Below are 16290 nucleotides of genomic sequence, written 5' to 3'. Positions count from 1 at the left end.
TGAACGGAAGGGATGCGGTCTTTCCGGTACTGCGCTTATTGTTTTACGAAGCGCATTCCACGGGGCATGACATAAACTCCTGCCGGCAGCCCGCGCAGATCGAAGCGATTGCTTCCGATCGCCAGCACGATGAAGTGTTCGCCCAGGACATTCGATAGCGTAATCGTCTCCGTTTCATTTCCCGGCATAACGATGTAATCGGCAGCCGGATTTGGATAGGCCCTGGTACTTGCGTCGGATTGTTCAGGGATGTCGACGGTGCCGGAACAAAGCCCGATCAGGTAGCTGTTATCGATGCCGGAAGATCCCGCGGGGAGGTTAAGCGTGTAACTGTCGAACACCGAAGTGCCCGAATGTTTGCCGACCGCCACCATGCAATTATTCGAAATGATTTCCAGATCATTCACCGGCGCGTTGGAAGGGAACACTTTGGTCCAGGTGTCAGAAAGCGAAGGCCCATCCTTCAGTACCGTAGGGGTGTTGAAAGCGCCGTCGCCACTGATGTAAAACTGCGGACTGCCGGCAGCCGGGATATACTCTTTTATCTTCGAGGCGGCCCCGTTGATCAGGATCGAATCGCAGGACAGCACGTTTCCGGTTGCGCCGTCGAGGCGATAAACATAGCCGTTCGGAAAATTGCTTTTCGTCACGCTACCAACGGTCACACTACCAAAGAGTGCGTAGAAGGTGCCATACACATCGCCGTTCGCATCCAGGTTGAGCCGGAACGTCTCGGCCAGGGATGCATTCACCGGCGTACTCCAGAGTTGATTCAGGTTGTTGTCGAATTTGAGGATCTTATTCCCTCCCTGCGCGATCACATCGTTGCCGTGGATCACAATGTTGTGCCATTGGGGGTTCATGAGGCTACCGCTCAGGGTGATGGTGCCCAGATCGTTTCCGTTCCCCGCGTCCAGCTTGTGGATGGCCGCGTCACCGGTATTGATGAACAGGTACCCGTTCGCGTCGCAGGCGATGGAATAGACCGCCGAACTGGTTCCTGCCAGCCACAAGGCGCTACCTGTAGCATCGTAGCAGGCAACGAATCCCAGATAACTGGCCGGCAGGGTCTGACTTCCGAAGGTGGAAGCGGAGCTGGTGTTCAGCGAACCGGCCACGTAGCAACGCCCGTTGTTGCGCGGGTCCGCGGCAATGCCATAAGCAATGTCGGTGGTGCCGGGTGTGCCACCCTGCCGCAACCATTCGAGGTTGCCGCCAGGGCTCAGTTTTCGGAACCAGGCTCCGCCACTGCCTACGCTCAAGGTGGTGCCACCGAAGGTGATCACATCGGTATGCTTACCACAGAAATAGATGTTGCCGGATTGGTCCGATTCCACACAGAATAACTCATTGGACAAAGTGCCGCCGGAATTGTTGAACGGGATCTGAAACGTCGGGGTTTGAGCCTCGCTAAATACCAGGGATGTCGAGAACCAAAGGAAGATGGCGTAGATTTTTTCATGGGTGAGGTGTTTACACAAAGGTAAGCGGGAAAAGGAGCGCGGGTATCCGTGCTGGTGGGTATTTTGGTAACTGGTAACTGGTAATTAGTAATTAGTAACTAAACACCGATTTTTAATTACTAATTACCAGTTACCAATCACCAATTTCAAATCACTACCGTCAACGATCCCCCATCAATCCCACATTGCCTATCTTTACCATTCCCTCCCATGCCCCTCCATCTTTACCGTCACGCTTTTTCGAATCTGAACCGCAACATCTGGATCCTCTCGCTGGCGATGTTCATCAACCGCAGCGGGTCGATGGTGTTGTTGTTTACCACGCTCTACATGACGCGCGACCTGCACTTCTCGATCGCGGAGGCAGGATTTGTCATGAGCTTCTACGGGATGGGCAGCGTACTGGGCAGTTATCTGGGTGGCTGGCTGACCGATCGCAAGAATCACTTCGACATCATGGTGTCGGCCCTGATCTCGAGCGGACTTATCCTGCTCTCCTTACTGGTCATCACCACGCCGGCGGGAATGGCGGCGGTGATCTTCATCTATGCGCTGGCGGCCGACAGTTTCCGACCAGCCAACGCCGCTGCCATCGCCGAATACAGCACGCCTGAAAACCGCACCCGGTCGGTCGGGCTGATGCGCCTGGCGGTCAACCTCGGCTTTGCCGTTGGTCCGGCTGTTGGCGGATTCGTCGCGCTCTACCTCGGCTATCGCTGGCTGTTCGTCATCGATGCCTGCACCGGTTTTCTGGCCGCGCTCATGTTGTTCCTCTACCTGCCCCGGCCTGCAACGATACCCGGACGTCACAAGAATGAAGTGCTGGCCGACAGCAGCACCTCCGCCTACCGCGATCTGCGTTATTTGTTCTTCATCGCGCTGGTGGCCGTGTATGGGACCATCTTCTTCCAGATCTTCGCCAGTATTCCGCAGTACTTCAAAACCGTCAGCGGGTACGACGAAGACCGCATCGGACTGCTCATGGCATTGAACGGGATACTGGTCGTGATCATCGAGATGCCGTTGATCGCCAAGCTGGAAAAGTCGAAGAAGATCTTCCGGTTCATCGTCATCGGCGTCTTTTGTTTACCTGCCGCGTTCGCTTTGCTTTATTTCGGTGAACACCGACTCTCCTTCGCGATCCTGTATACGTTCGTGATTACCCTGTCGGAGATTTTCGCGATGCCGTTCATGATGAACTATGCGCTTTCCCGGCCGAAAAAAGAACGGCAGGGACAATACTCCGCGCTCTATTCGATCGCCTATGGGATCGCGACCATCGCGGCGCCATCATTGGGGCTTGGGATCGCGGACCGATACGGTTTCGATCGCTTGTTCGTCATCCTGATCGTTTCATCCCTTTTTCTGTCGCTGGGTTTTTTGTGGATGGCAGGGAAGGAGAAGACGGAACATGCCGGATCCGGCGGCTGAGCAGTACTTTGAATCGTTGGAACGCGAGTTGCGCGTAGTTAACGGTTTTGCAGATCGCTTGAATTGCTATATTTGGATACAGCATTTATCCCATGAAGTCAATCTGTACATTTTTTCTGTTGGCAGGCTTGCTCCTGGCAGCGATGGTGTCCGCCCAAACCACCCGCCGGGTCGTCATCGAAGAATTCACCGGCGCCTGGTGCGGAGCGTGCCCGGATGCGGCGATCAAAATAGAAGAGATCGAGCATGATTATCCCGATAATACGATCGGCCTGGCCTGGCACGAATGGGACGATCTGGAGATCCCCGAATGGACGCCAGTCAAAACCCTCTTCGGGGTGTCGAGCTATCCCGGTGGAGCGGTGGATCGGTACAAGTTTGCCGGAGCATCCCGCATCATCCTGTCGCATCTTTCGTTTCGTACCCGTTTCCTGAACCGCTACAACACCCCGGCCATTGTCTCCGTGGGCATGCGGGATCTGTCATTTGATGGGGCAGCCTACCATTTTACCGTCGATGCGAATTTTTCGGCGGCCCCACACCGGGCGCCCCTTGCGCGTGAATGTCATCATCAAGAAGACAGCATACCGGCTGTTGGCTCGCTGGAACAGCACAATTATTATTCTACGATCCAGAACGGCAATAATCCGCTCGTGAACTGGTACCACAACGAAGCCATTCGCCGTTGTCTTGGCGGTCCGTGGGGTGTGACCGGCGGGTTGCCGCCAGTAGCAGTGACCGGAATCACGTATTCGTCCGATTTCAGTTTCATCCCTGATCCTTCCTGGAACCTTGACCAGTTGCACCTGGTCGCGATCGTGACCTACGATGGCGATACGTCGCTCAATCAAAAGGAGATCCTCAACGCGGAAACGGTGCGGTTGCGCGACTGGATGTTATCGACCAACCTGAACACACCTTCGCCTGCTGCCTTGAATGCCACCTGGCTCCCAATCCCATTTCGCGTTTTGGTCGTACCGAAGTCGCTTACGATTTATCCATCACGGGAGAGGTCCGTTACGAGCTGTTCAATCAACTCGGCGAGCGTGTGATCGATCCGGTTATCAGCTATGAGGTCGCCGGGCGGCATACCTGGCAATGGTCGCCGCGCGGTCTTCCTGCCGGGATCTATCAACTTCAGCTATCAACTGCCGGCGGATCCTTCTTCGCTACGCGCATATGCGTTGTGGCCTGAGTATGAATGCTGAAGCCTTGCGCAGTCGCGTAATCCGTTTGTTATTCCTTTTGGCTGTAACCATGCCTTCTTTGCTATCGGCCCAAGACATTGCCGGCGACTATTCCCTCCACGGCTTTCGTGAGGTTGCCTCCGGATTACGGCTCAGCGCTGATCACACGTTTGAGTTCTTCTACACTTACGGAGCCTCCGACCGTCAGGCCTCCGGTACCTGGTCGCTGGACTCGGGAACGGTCGTGCTCCAGGGAAGTAAGAAGAAAGGGCAGGATTTCAAGCTCAGGAAAAGCGCACGGGAAGGTGGACCTGGAAAGGTGATCAAGATCACCGATAAGAATACGTACCTCCAGCAATCCGTCGTCTGCTTTGCCTTCACAGATCGGGATTCACTGATCGAAGAAAGCGGTATCGACGGCATTGTGCGGTTCAATGCAGATGGGATAAAGCGGATCGAATTGATACACGCGGTGTTCCCGGACGAACCCACCATCATCGATTGCTCCAACGACCCTTCCAACTATTTCGAATTCACGCTCAATCCCAGTCTCGGTGAAGTGGTGTTCGACCGGGTAACAGTAAGTCTGGAAGGTCAATCCCTGCGGTTCAGCAACAAATATCTTTTTGGCGACCGGGTGGCGGAATTTACGAAACCGTGAATGTCCGTGATCTCCGTGTATTCCGTGTTCTTAGATTCAAAGAACACCTCTACAAGATCAGATGCGCACACCCGGGCTAAAGATCCCTTCCAGGAAAACGAAGGAGTGTTGCGCCTTTCCGCCTTCCACCGTTAAGGCGTTGGTATAATTTGGCATAACCTGTTTTGCCACTGAGATCCAGATAGAAATGCCGGAACGGATAATAGCGGAAGCTGCCCTCAACACCCACCAGATAACCGGCTATGTGGAAGTTGTTGTTAAACCGTTTCCCGAACAGCGTCACATCCGTCCGGGGATAAAGCAGGCCGCCGCCGGCCTTCGCGAACGCGCCGAAGTTCGGAGAAGCGAAGAGTGAGTCGAATTCACGCGCGGCCATGAGCATCCAGAAGTTGGCGCCGTTGGTATGTTCGAAGTTGAACTCGCTCCAGCGCAATTCGACGTTCTCATCGACCATCTGGCCGTTCCGTGTTCCGTACATGCGCACGATCTGGTTGCGTTCCACCACATACTTGGCATGGTCGTGATTCAGTTCAACGAACCACTTGTCCTTTATCCGTACGCCCAGACGAAAACTGAATTGTGGAATCGTGATCTGCGGACTGAGAATATAATTGAAGTCGGGTTTATCGTGCGCCTTCGCTTTTTCCCAATAGAGGTCATACTCGTCGCCATTGGTGAAATGGATGGTACTCTTGGAATAGGTTTCTTTATTCCAGCCCCATTGGAAATAGAAGCGGTCGGAGCCTCGCAGTTCCAATACCGAAAGTAACAGGAAGATCAGGAGGCCTGAACGAGTATTCGCTTTCATAGATTTTCCGGAAATATGTTGCGAAGTTAAGTTTCCGGTTTCAATTATAGGGCCACGTCAGGAGAATGGTTCATGGACTTGCAATTGGCCGCCGTAACTGACACGAAGGAAGTATCTGCCTGTTACTCAATAACGATCTTTCTGCAAATAGGGGGCAATCCTCCCATTCAAGCATCACGGTATAAAACCGGAAGCTAACTGCAGGCGACCTTCGGAGGGCGGCTTTTCGATTCGAGTTACTTCTATTCCCGTTGACGTGATAACACGTAAACGAACAGCTGGCCTGCTGGCTGGGAATTCATAGCGAATGTTCCCGTTTGACGGGATTGGTGCAAGAAGAAAATACTCTTGAGGAAGATTAGGAATACCAATGGAGACCGGATATTCTACGAGGCTTCCCTGGGGATAAATGCCATTGTATCGGTCAAAGTTAAAAGCACTTCGAAGCCAAGGGAGTCCGGGTTAAATCGGAACAAGGTTCCATAGCCATGTGTGCCGCTCAATTGGGTGGTGCCGTAGAGTTGTCCGTCCGAAGCGACCAGGAGTGGGCCCATCGGAAGATCGCCGTTGTTTCCTTCAAAGTCGTGCAGCTTCTGGTAGATCCCGTGTGCTGTCGAATAGCGAAAAATGGCTCCCTGATCATATAGCCCTCCCTGACTGGTGATTCCATAGATCTCATTTACGCCTGCAGGAATCAATGGGCTTGTTGGAAACGCTCCATTGATGCGATCAAAGGAAAACTCCACACGGTAATTACTGCTGTTGATGTCATAGCGGTAAAGGACACCCAATCCGAACTGACCGCCAGTGTAGCATAAACCCCAAATGCTCCCATCCTGATACATTGGTCCGCAAAGCGGCGCGGCTCCCGATGGTGGCTCGAAGTGATGCAGTACAGAATAACTACCGGTTAGCGGATCGAAACAAAAAGTACCCCCCGTGTTGCGGTTACCGCCGTAACCGGTAGTACCGTATAGTTTTCCGTCAGGGCCCTCACAGACAGTTGACTCCGGGCTTCTGCCTTCCGATCCGTTGAAACTATAGAGGCGATCGAAGAAGAGCCCGACCGGATCATACAGAAACAACGTCCCGAGATCGTAGTCGCCGCCGGAAGTTGTCATTCCATACAGCATACCATTGCTGGCACGCATTAACCCGCCATATGGAAGCCTACCATTGGACTGGTTGAGGGATTGAAGAGAATAATAATATCCGGAACCGGTTTCAAGCCGGAATATATCTCCTTCCGACCCCATTCCCCCAATGGTAGTTGTTCCAAAGAGATAATCAGGAGGCAGGGCTACTAATGATTTGCCCGGACCGGAACAGAAATTGATGCCGCAATGATGTACCTCCCTGAATTGCCCGGTGCGTATGTTGTATTCAAAGAACACGCCATCGCCGTATGTGCCGCCGACGGAGCATTGTCCGTAAATGAACTGAGCTGATACAGGCAGGACGCGGACAAGGAGGACACAATAGAACAACCACCCTGGACGTAACATGGGGGAGCATTGTTTTAAATGGAAATCCAAGATAATGAATTCAGTGACGTGGAGGCTTTAGACATGACAGTTTCAAGGCTGATCCGCCTGAAAAATTAATCGGGCATGAACAAGTTTTCCAATGTCGGACCCGGACGTACCGCATACTATCAGTACATCCCGAAAATATTCCGGGCCAATATGCCTGCCGCTGTTAGCGGGAAGCCGTCTGCTTACGGAATGAAAAATTTCTCGGTCACCACGCCGTCCTCTTTGCTGACCGTTAGCAGATACCTGCCCGAAGCCAGGTTGTAGGCATCGATCGATAATTCGTTCACTCCGGACAACAGCATGCCGTCGAAGATGGTCGCTACTTTCCTGCCGCTGAGGTCCTGAAGGTCCGCCCGCACTTGCTGTGTTTTGTTGTTGATGATCTGAATGCGCGGGGAGTTGCCGGTCAGGAGCCGGATGCTGAACTGCGACGGTTCTTCCGTCGGTATACCGGTCGATACGATGACGACGGAATCGGTCGCGTTTGATACGGAGGAATTGCAGTTGTTGGGACCGCCGTACACGGACAGGGCACAGATGTATTGGCCGGGAGTCGAATAGGTGACGATCGGATTCTGTTGGGAGGAGGTCAGCGGGGTGCCGCCGTTGAAAAACCAGCTCCAACCGGACGGATTGTCGGGACTGGCGCCATAGTATTGTACCTGGTTGCCATTGATGACATGGGTTATGATGACGGTGCAGACTTGCGCCATGGCGGTTAGGACATCATCACACAGCATAGGGTGAACAGAAGCTTTTTCATCACGATGAATTTTCGGTTATCGATTGTAAAGGCAAAGATGTAAATGTTTGTCCGCCTGATCGATACCTGCCGCCTGATCGTTTTCACGTTAACATATGTACGTACGCTTATTCACCCGTAACGATCAGGCGCTGACTGCTCGGCGATCCGTCCAATCGATCAGGAGCGTGTAACAACCGGGTTCAAGTTCGAGCATGCCGGTGTTGGTCACAGGCAGCAGGGTTGAACAAAGACGCCCGAGGGATCGTACACCCGGATCTGGTCGGGGGAAGGCTCCTGTTTCAACAGCATAGTTGATCTTCCTGCTCGCGGGGTTCGGAGAAGATCCGGACCACGTTCGGGTCGGTTTCTTCGATGCCGATGGTGAATGCATACTCGATCAACCCGGCATACGGCGTCCCGCCATCGGTGAATTCGCCATCATCGATGGTGGCATAGGTATTCGTAATCGGATCGTAGAATAGATGGAGCCAAGACTGTTCGCGCCTCCGTTGAAACAGGTGCCGTACACCTTACCGTCGGAAGCATAGCAAAGCTGGCCACGTGGCCGCGATCCTTCGAGCGGATCGAAATCGTGCAGCACGGTGTATTGGTCGTTGTTCGTATCGAAGGAGAACAACACGCCGTAGCTGTCGGTGCCGCCTTGCGAAGCGGCGCTATAAAGTATGCCGTTCGCGCCAAGGGTGAGATTTCCCTGAGGAGCCGAACCGTTTGTTCCGTCGAACGAATATTTCAACAAATGTGTGGAAGTGGAAGGATCAAAGCGGAAGAGGGTCCCGTTCCCGGTTGCGCCGCCGCCGAAGGTTAGTCCCCAGAGGTAACCGTTGTATTCGGTCAGTGTTCCAAACGGCGTAAACCCGTCGGAGAACGAGAAACTATATTCGACGAGATAGGTCGAAGTGGTGGGATCCCAGGAAAAGATCACACCGCCGCCGCCGGCACTGCCGCCCGTGGTGGTCATGCCGTAGATCTTCCCATTAGCAGCCTGCACTACGCCGCCGTCCGGATATTGTCCTGTCGGTCCATCGAACTCATGGAGTTTGGTGTAAACATTCGTCGACGGATCGAACCGGAACAACACACCGAGACCATTCGCGCCTCCATTGCTCGTCAGGCCGTCAGGTTGCCGTCGCCGGCCTTGTAAAGCGGACCGCGCGGATAATAGCCCGATGCCGTATCCATACTGAACAGGCTGGTGTACTGCGGACTTGAGACATCGAACAGGTAAATGTCGCCACGCACATATTGGCCACCCGAAACCGTCATGCCGTAATAGAAGTTGCCGGGCTGGGGCAGAAAAGTCGTCTGTGGGGAACCGCTATCGCCTACTCCACAGTTGAAATAGCGGGTCAGGTTTCCGCCACCCAGGTCCATCCGGAAAAATGTGCCGGCACCATAAGTGCCACCGATCGAATAACAACCCCAAAGATGCTGGGTATAGGCGGCGGGTTGCAAGAGTAAAATGCAAAGGCAGGAGAGAAGAACGTGTCGCATGGGGAGGAGTTTAAATCTTGAAAAAGGTACAAAAGGGATCGGGCATTTACGGACGATTTAACCTTAATAATGAGATAGTTAGTAGAGTAAAAATATAGCATCATTAATAGGCTAAAATTTTCAAAAACTCCAATTAATATTTATTTATAGCAATTATTGATAGTATAAAACGCTCAACTCATCGACTTGATGATAGTATTCCGAAATCGCCATTTTTATTAAGAAAACGGCATTTTCGAGCCCTATGGTCCATCGCTTGACCGAACCATTCGCAAAACCCTAAAAATCAACCTGTTTACCCCTTCTTGTTACCTCCGGAATTCCGTACCTTTGCGGCCTTTATTTATGTCGACCAATTACCCGGAATACCGCAACCTTGACCTGCCCGGCATCGCCAGGGAGGTGCTTGAGACCTGGGAGCGCGAGCAGACGTTTGAGCAAAGCGTCAGCAGCCGCGAGGGGCGTCCCGCCTTCACCTTTTATGAAGGCCCGCCTTCGGCGAATGGCCTGCCCGGTATCCATCACGTCATGGCCCGTGCCATCAAGGACATTTTTGCCGGTATCGTACGCTCAAAGGTTTCCAGGTAAAGCGCAAAGGCGGTTGGGATACCCACGGTCTGCCCATCGAACTGAGCGTCGAAAAAACGCTCGGCATCCGAAAGGATGATATCGGGAAGACGATCTCCATCGAAGACTACAACAAAGCTTGTCGCCGCGAGGTGATGAAGTACAAAGATGTTTGGGACGACCTCACCAGGAAGATGGGTTACTGGGTCGACCTCGAGCATCCGTACATCACCTTCGAGAACGAGTACATCGAGACTTGCTGGTACCTCCTGTCGCAGTTCTATAAAAAAGGACTGCTCTACAAAGGCTACACCATCCAGCCGTATTCGCCGGCTGCCGGTACCGGACTGAGTTCGCACGAGCTCAACCAGCCGGGCACATACAAGAACGTGAAGGATACGTCGGCAGTGGCGATGTTCCATGTGCCAGGTGATGCGATTGCCAAGGCGTTCGGTTTGTCAGCTGCTGAGGGGAAAACCGCCTTCCTCGCCTGGACGACCACTCCCTGGACGCTTCCTCCAACACCGCACTGGCCGTTGGTGCCAAGATCGTTTACGTTGCTGTTGCTACGTACAATCAGTACACGCACGAGAAAGTAACCGTCATTCTGGCCAAGGACCTGTTGGGAAAATACTTCCCGGAGAAGAACGCCGAACTCTCATTCGACGATTACAAATCGGGCGACAAAGCGATTCCGTTCCGAGTATTGGGCGAGACGAATGGCAAATCGCTCGACGGCATCCGCTACGAGCAGCTATTGCCCTATGCCCAACCGACCGACGGCGACGCGTTCCGCGTAGTGCTGGGCGATTTCGTCACCACGGAAGACGGCACCGGTATCGTACACATCGCGCCGAGCTTCGGCGCCGACGACTTCCGCGTCGCGAAGCAGAATGGCGTGGGCTCGCTCACGCTGGTCGACAAGCAGGGTCGCTTCATTGCCGAGGTCACCGACTTCGCCGGCGAGTACGTGAAAGAGCAGTACTACACCGAAGAAGAGAAAGCCGAACGCAAGAAGCAGGGTGGCGAAAAATACCTCAGCGTCGACGACCGCATCGTCATCAAACTGAAGAAAGAAGGCAAGGCCTTCAAGTCGGAACGCTACGAGCACAACTACCCGCATTGCTGGCGTACCGATAAGCCCGTACTGTATTATCCGCTCGACTCTGGTTCATCCGGACCACCGCCTTGAAAGACCGGATGGCCGAATTGAATACCACCATCAACTGGAAACCCGAGTCGACCGGCACCGGCCGCTTCGGTAACTGGCTCGAGAACCTGGTCGACTGGAACCTTTCACGTTCCCGTTACTGGGGCATTCCGCTGCCGATCTGGCGAAGCGAAGACGCGCAGGAAGAACTGTGCATCGGCTCGCTCGAACAACTCCGCGAGGATATGAAGAAGTCCATCGCCGCGGGTTTCATGGACGCGAAGCACCTCGAGCACATTGATCCCGCCCAACCCGACTTCGACCTGCACCGTCCGTACGTCGACAACATCGTACTGGTCTCCCCGACGGAAAGAAGATGTTCCGCGAAGCGGACCTCATCGACGTCTGGTTCGATTCAGGCGCGATGCCCTACGCCCAGTTCCATGGATGGGCGATCCCGCTACCGCTCCTTCACAAAAGGACACCCCAGCCTTCCCGGCCGACTTCATCGCCGAAGGCGTTGACCAGACCCGCGGCTGGTTCTTTACCCCTGCATGCCATCGCCGTCATGTTGTTCGACTCCGTCGCTTTCCGCAATGTGGTGAGCAACGGTCTTGTACTCGACAAGAACGGTAACAAGATGTCGAAACGTCTCGGCAACGCGGTTGATCCGTTCGAGACGCTGAAGCAATACGGACCCGACGCCACGGCGCTGGTACATGATCAGCAACGCCGCGCCTGGGGAGAATCTCAAGTTCAACGTCGACGGCATCGCCGAAGTGCAGCGAAAGTTCTTCGGCACCCTGCACAACACCTACGCGTTCTTCGCGCTCTACGCGAACATCGACGGCTTCCGCTTCAACGAAGCGGAGGTGCCGGTCGCGGAACGCACCGAACTGGACCGCTGGATCCTCTCCGAACTGCATACGCTGGTCCGTACGGTGGATGCGAGCTACGCCGAATACGAACCACCCGTGCCTGCCGCGCTATCGCCGATTTCGTCAGCGAGCACCTCGGTAACTGGTACGTTCGGCTCAGTCGTCGTCGTTTCTGGAAAGGTGATTACACCACCGACAAGATCGCGGCCTATCAGACGCTTTATACTTGTCTGGAAACCGTTGCCGTCCTGATGTCGCCGGTGGCGCCCTTCTACGCCGACCGGCTTTTCCGCGACCTCAACGCGGTGACGGGCCGGCACGATGTCGCTTCCGTACACCTCGCCCTCTTTCCGCAGTCGGATGATAAGATCATCGACAAAGCGCTGGAAGAACGCATGGAACTCGCGCAGCAGTTGTCGTCGATGGTGTTGTCCTTACGCAAGAAGGTGAACATCCGGGTCCGCCAGCCGCTGGCACGGATCATGATCCCGGCGGAGGACGAGCGTTTTCGCGCAACGCTCGAATCGGTGCGTCCCCTGGTACTCGCAGAAGTGAACGTGAAGAACATCGAATACATCACCGATACAGCGGGCGTACTCGTGAAAAAGATTCGTCCCAACTTCAAGGTGCTGGGTAAGAAAGTCGGCGGACTGATGAAAGACACGGCCGTTGCGATCGGAGCGATGAACCAGGCCGACATCCTGCGCATGGAAAGTGAGAAATCGTTCGAACTGAAGGTGCAGGGACAGACCGTCACGCTTTCCCCCGAAGACGTGGAGATCCTGTCGGAGGACATCCCCGGCTGGCAGGTGGCCAGTGAAGGCCGACTGACGGTGGCCCTGGACACGACCCTGAACGAGGAATTACGCGAGGAAGGAATTGCCCGGGAATTCATCAACCGGGTGCAGAATCTGCGCAAAGACAAGGGCTGCAAGTAACCGACCGGATTGAGCTGAAAGTCCAGGAACTCACGCGGCTATCCGGCCGTCGCTGCTGAACAATAAAGACTATATTTGCGCCGAAATTTTGGCCGCCTCCCTCGACCTGGTGGATCGCCTCGAAGGCGACAATGCCGACGAGGTGGAAGTCGACGATAACATCCAGACCCGCGTACAAATCCGCCGGCACACGCCGGGCCAGGTCAACTGATCCTCCCTAACTTCTTATAATTTAATTGATAGGTTGCCATGAGCAAGAAGACAAGTCCGAAGAAGGCCAAACCCGCTGCTAAAGCGAAAGCAAAGCCGGCTGCGAAAAACCTGCTGCCAAGCCCGCCGCCAAGGCGAAGCCGAAAGCGAAACCGGCCCCAAGAAGCCCGCGGCGAAGAAACCGGTCGCGAAGAAAGTCGCTCCTAAGGCAGCCCCGAAAAAGGTCGCCAAGCCCGCAGCAAGGCAGCCAAGAAAGTTGTCGTTGCGAAAGCCCCGGTGAAACCGGCCGTCGTAGTCAAACCGAAACCGGCTCCCGCTCCTGCGAAACCGGCAGCATCGGCTCCGCGTCCTGCGGCACCTGCACCTACCTATAAGGCAGCCAATCCTGCACCCAAACCCATTCCGCCGATCAGCAAAACTCCGCTGGCGCGGACCGCGACACCGGCGAAGGAGGAAGATCCCGGCAAGACGCGCTACTCGGATAAGGAACTGGAGGAATTCCGTCAGATCATCGTGAAGAAGCTCGAAGAAGCGCGCCATGAACTGAATGTGCTGCAGGCACAGCTCACGGCTGCGAATGAACACGGCACCGACGATACCGCCAGTACGTTCAAGATGCTGGAAGACGGTTCCGGAGTCTCGCGAAAGAAGAGGCCGGACAGTTGGCCGGTCGTCAGAAGAAGTTCATCGAGCAGCTCGAGAACGCGCTCATCCGCATCGAGAACAAGACCTACGGCATCTGCCGTGTAACCGGAAAACTCATTCCCAAAGAGCGCCTCCGCGCCGTTCCGCACACGACCCAAAGCATCGAAGCAAAGCTCAATCAATACCGCGACTGAGCACGAAGATCCAGCATAACGCCAGACAGAATCGGTTAGATTCGGTCTGGCGTTTTCATGAAATGCAGATGCGAGGAGCGTGACCGAGACCGAGGAAAAGCTCTCACATCCCACGTACCGCCTAATTCCTCTCAACTAACCCTCCCTCGGTCTCGGTCACGTTCCTCGTAACTAACCTTCCTCGGTCTGACGTTCCTCGCAACTACCCCTCCTCGGTCTCGGACTCGTTCCTCGCAACCAACCCTCCTCGCCTTGCCCGCCACCACCGCCACTCGCCTCCGCCTCGCCGGTATCATCATCTTCCTGGTCCTGCTCATCGACCAGGTGGTGAAGTTCTGGGTGAAGACGACGATGTATCTCGGCGAAGAGCACCGGGTGTTCGGCCATTGGTTCTACATTCATTTCACGGAGAACTATGGCATGGCGTTCGGACTGGAGTTCGGAGGCATGGCAGGTAAGTTCCTCCTGAGTGCCTTCCGGATTCTCGCGTGCATCGCGATCGGCTGGTACATCGTCCACCTGGCCCGGCACCGCGCACATCCCGGCCTGATGGTTTGCTTTGCGTTGATCTTTGCCGGGGCGGTCGGCAACATCATCGACAGCGCCTTCTACGGGATGATCTTCAACGACAGCACCGACGGGATCGCGCGTTTTCTGCCGCCCGACGGCGGGTATGCCGGCTTTCTGCAAGGACGGGTGGTGGACATGCTGTATTTCCCGCTGGTCTCGGGACGCTTTCCGGATTGGTTACCGATCTGGGGCGGCGAGACGTTCCTGTTCTTCCGACCGGTGTTCAACATCGCCGACGCTTCGATCTCGATCGGCGTGATCCTGTACATCCTGTTCCAGAAGCGCTTCCACGAAGGCGATCACGCGCAAAAGACGGAGACCGATGCTCCGGGCGCCACTGACGCCTCCTCCGGACTTTCCTGATTTTCCCGGCCCTTTTTTTCGGATTCAGTATCTTGTTGCTTCCTATGAAGCGATCGATTTCCCTCCTGGTACTGTCCCTCTTTTTCACGACTTCCCTGCAAGCACAAGCTCGGAGCGACAGCGCGACCGTCCAGTCCATCTACTCGAAATGCTCTCGAACGGCAAGGCCTACGACTGGCTGCGCGTGTTGTCGAATGATATCGGTGGACGACTTAGCGGATCGCCGGAGGCGCAACAGGCCGTTGAATACACCCGGAAGGCCATGCTCGAAGCCGGCGCCGATACGGTTTGGTTGCAGGAGGTATGGGTGCCGCACTGGGTGCGGGGCGCTAAAGAAAGCGGACGCATCATCGCGCGTACAGGCGATTCGCAGGAAGTTCCGGTCTGCGCACTCGGTGGCTCCGTCGCGACACCGAAAGAAGGGATCAGTGGCAATGTCGTGGAGGTGCCGACTTCGACGAACTCAAAACCCTGGGACGCGAAAAGATCGAAGGCAAGATCGTCTTCTACAACCACCCCTTTGATCCCACCTTCATCAACACGTTTGAAGCATACGGCGAAGCGGGCAAGTACCGTTGGTCGGGTCCGAGTGAAGCGGCCCGTTACGGTGCCATCGCTTCCATCGTTCGCTCCATGACCCTGGCACAAGATGATTTCCCGCATACCGGAGCCATGGGTTATAATGACTCATTGCCGAAGATCCCCTGTGCCGCCATCAGTACGAATGGCGCCAACCTGCTCAGCAATATCCTTCGCGCAGATCCCGGTGCTCGATTCTTGCTGCGCATGGACTGCCAGCTCCTCGATAGTGTACTTTCTCACAACGTCATCGGGGAGATCCGCGGCCGCGAGCTGCCGGATGAAGTGCTGGTCGTCGGTGGTCACCTCGATTCCTGGGATACCGGCGACGGCGCGCACGATGATGGCGCCGGCGTGATGCAATCCGTCGAGATCCTGCGTACGTTCAAGGCCTTGAAACTTCGACCGAAGCGCACCATCCGCGCGATCGCGTTCATGAACGAAGAGAACGGTCTTCGTGGCGGTAGAGGTTACGCGGCCTGGGCATCGACCAACAGCCGGGAAAAGCATGTGATGGCCATCGAAAGCGATGCAGGCGGATTCACCCCGTATGGATTCGGACTGGATATGCCCGAAGACAAAAAACCTTCCATCCGGAAGTACCGTGAGTTGTTTCGTCCTTACAATGTCTGGAACTTCGAAGAAGAGCACGGTGGCGCCGACATTTCTCCCCTGAAGCCTTCGTTGAAAGTACCCTTGGTAGGCCTGGTGGTCGACTCCCAACGCTACTTCGATTATCATCATGCCGGCTCCGACACGTTCGACAAAGTGAACAAGCGCGAACTCTTGCTGGGAGCCGCTGCCATGGGTTCTTTGCTTTACCTCGTGAGCGAAAACGGTTTCTGACCGCGCGA

The 16290-nt window shown here is 55.0% G+C and carries 11 protein-coding genes and 3 pseudogenes; 8 read left to right on the top strand and 6 right to left on the bottom strand.

Translation table 11 applies throughout. From position 1 onward, the window contains the following. Positions 1 to 35: 35 nt before the first annotated feature. Complete coding sequence (locus IPJ96_00795) at positions 36 to 1481, bottom strand: hypothetical protein (protein MBK7908890.1); 1446 nt, start codon at positions 1479 to 1481, stop codon at positions 36 to 38. A 192-nt stretch (positions 1482 to 1673) separates the two neighbouring features. Here IPJ96_00795 and IPJ96_00790 point away from each other — a divergent pair, with 192 nt between their 5' ends. The 4 genes from IPJ96_00790 (at position 1674) to IPJ96_00775 (ending at position 4742) form a co-directional block, all read left to right on the top strand. Further along, positions 1674 to 2894: an MFS transporter gene (locus IPJ96_00790; GenBank protein ID MBK7908889.1), complete on the top strand. Its 1221-nt coding sequence runs from the start codon at positions 1674 to 1676 to the stop codon at positions 2892 to 2894. Between the two features lie 92 nt (positions 2895 to 2986). Then, positions 2987 to 3946 carry a hypothetical protein gene (locus IPJ96_00785; protein ID MBK7908888.1) on the top strand — a complete coding sequence of 320 codons (960 nt, stop codon included), beginning with the start codon at positions 2987 to 2989 and terminating at the stop codon, positions 3944 to 3946. Further along, entirely contained in the window at positions 3943 to 4089 is a 147-nt protein-coding gene (locus tag IPJ96_00780; GenBank protein MBK7908887.1) for a hypothetical protein, read from the top strand. Before IPJ96_00785 ends, IPJ96_00780 begins: the two co-directional genes overlap by 4 nt. A gap of 62 nt (positions 4090 to 4151) precedes the next feature. Then, a complete protein-coding gene (locus IPJ96_00775) occupies positions 4152 to 4742 on the top strand; it encodes a hypothetical protein (protein ID MBK7908886.1) in 591 nt (196 codons plus the stop codon). Between the two features lie 76 nt (positions 4743 to 4818). On the opposite strand, the gene IPJ96_00770 is transcribed toward IPJ96_00775, so the two are convergent. From IPJ96_00770 to IPJ96_00750, 5 genes are all read right to left on the bottom strand, one after another. Beyond that, positions 4819 to 5550 (bottom strand): hypothetical protein, encoded by a 732-nt coding sequence (locus tag IPJ96_00770; GenBank protein ID MBK7908885.1) that lies wholly within the window; start codon positions 5548 to 5550, stop codon positions 4819 to 4821. 386 nt (positions 5551 to 5936) lie between these two features. Continuing rightward, positions 5937 to 7055, bottom strand: a complete 1119-nt coding sequence (locus IPJ96_00765) for a hypothetical protein (GenBank protein ID MBK7908884.1) — start codon at positions 7053 to 7055, stop codon at positions 5937 to 5939. Between the two features lie 212 nt (positions 7056 to 7267). After that, positions 7268 to 7798 carry a T9SS type A sorting domain-containing protein gene (locus tag IPJ96_00760; GenBank protein ID MBK7908883.1) on the bottom strand — a complete coding sequence of 177 codons (531 nt, stop codon included), beginning with the start codon at positions 7796 to 7798 and terminating at the stop codon, positions 7268 to 7270. Between the two features lie 429 nt (positions 7799 to 8227). Next, positions 8228 to 8929 (bottom strand): hypothetical protein, encoded by a 702-nt coding sequence (locus IPJ96_00755; protein MBK7908882.1) that lies wholly within the window; start codon positions 8927 to 8929, stop codon positions 8228 to 8230. Between the two features lie 29 nt (positions 8930 to 8958). Beyond that, the gene (locus IPJ96_00750) at positions 8959 to 9342 is read right to left on the bottom strand and encodes a hypothetical protein (GenBank protein MBK7908881.1); all 384 of its coding nucleotides are present in this window, start codon (positions 9340 to 9342) and stop codon (positions 8959 to 8961) included. 345 nt (positions 9343 to 9687) lie between these two features. Between IPJ96_00750 and IPJ96_00745 the strand changes: the two are divergent. The 4 genes and pseudogenes from IPJ96_00745 (at position 9688) to IPJ96_00730 (ending at position 16282) form a co-directional block, all read left to right on the top strand. Further along, positions 9688 to 12875: pseudogene (locus tag IPJ96_00745) on the top strand (isoleucine--tRNA ligase). Between the two features lie 633 nt (positions 12876 to 13508). Beyond that, positions 13509 to 13924, top strand: a pseudogene (locus tag IPJ96_00740) (TraR/DksA family transcriptional regulator). Positions 13925 to 14176: 252 nt separating this feature from the next. Beyond that, entirely contained in the window at positions 14177 to 14857 is a 681-nt protein-coding gene (locus IPJ96_00735; GenBank protein ID MBK7908880.1) for a lipoprotein signal peptidase, read from the top strand. A 44-nt stretch (positions 14858 to 14901) separates the two neighbouring features. Then, positions 14902 to 16282 (top strand): annotated as a pseudogene (locus IPJ96_00730) (M20/M25/M40 family metallo-hydrolase). Positions 16283 to 16290 lie beyond the last annotated feature (8 nt).

Source organism: Bacteroidota bacterium (assembly GCA_016713765.1).
GTDB lineage: Bacteria > Bacteroidota > Bacteroidia > AKYH767-A > 2013-40CM-41-45 > Pollutiaquabacter > Pollutiaquabacter aromativorans.
The sequence above is the reverse complement of the archived record's forward strand: the minus strand, read 5'-3'. Positions and strand labels throughout refer to the sequence as shown.

Coding starts and splice junctions, on each gene's coding strand:
- IPJ96_00790 (MBK7908889.1), top strand. CDS start 1,674: ATGCCCCTCCATCTTTACCGTCACGCTTTTTCGAATCTGAACCGCAAC.
- IPJ96_00785 (MBK7908888.1), top strand. CDS start 2,987: ATGAAGTCAATCTGTACATTTTTTCTGTTGGCAGGCTTGCTCCTGGCA.
- IPJ96_00775 (MBK7908886.1), top strand. CDS start 4,152: ATGCCTTCTTTGCTATCGGCCCAAGACATTGCCGGCGACTATTCCCTC.
- IPJ96_00770 (MBK7908885.1), bottom strand. CDS start 5,550: ATGAAAGCGAATACTCGTTCAGGCCTCCTGATCTTCCTGTTACTTTCG.
- IPJ96_00765 (MBK7908884.1), bottom strand. CDS start 7,055: ATGTTACGTCCAGGGTGGTTGTTCTATTGTGTCCTCCTTGTCCGCGTC.
- IPJ96_00760 (MBK7908883.1), bottom strand. CDS start 7,798: ATGGCGCAAGTCTGCACCGTCATCATAACCCATGTCATCAATGGCAAC.
- IPJ96_00750 (MBK7908881.1), bottom strand. CDS start 9,342: ATGCGACACGTTCTTCTCTCCTGCCTTTGCATTTTACTCTTGCAACCC.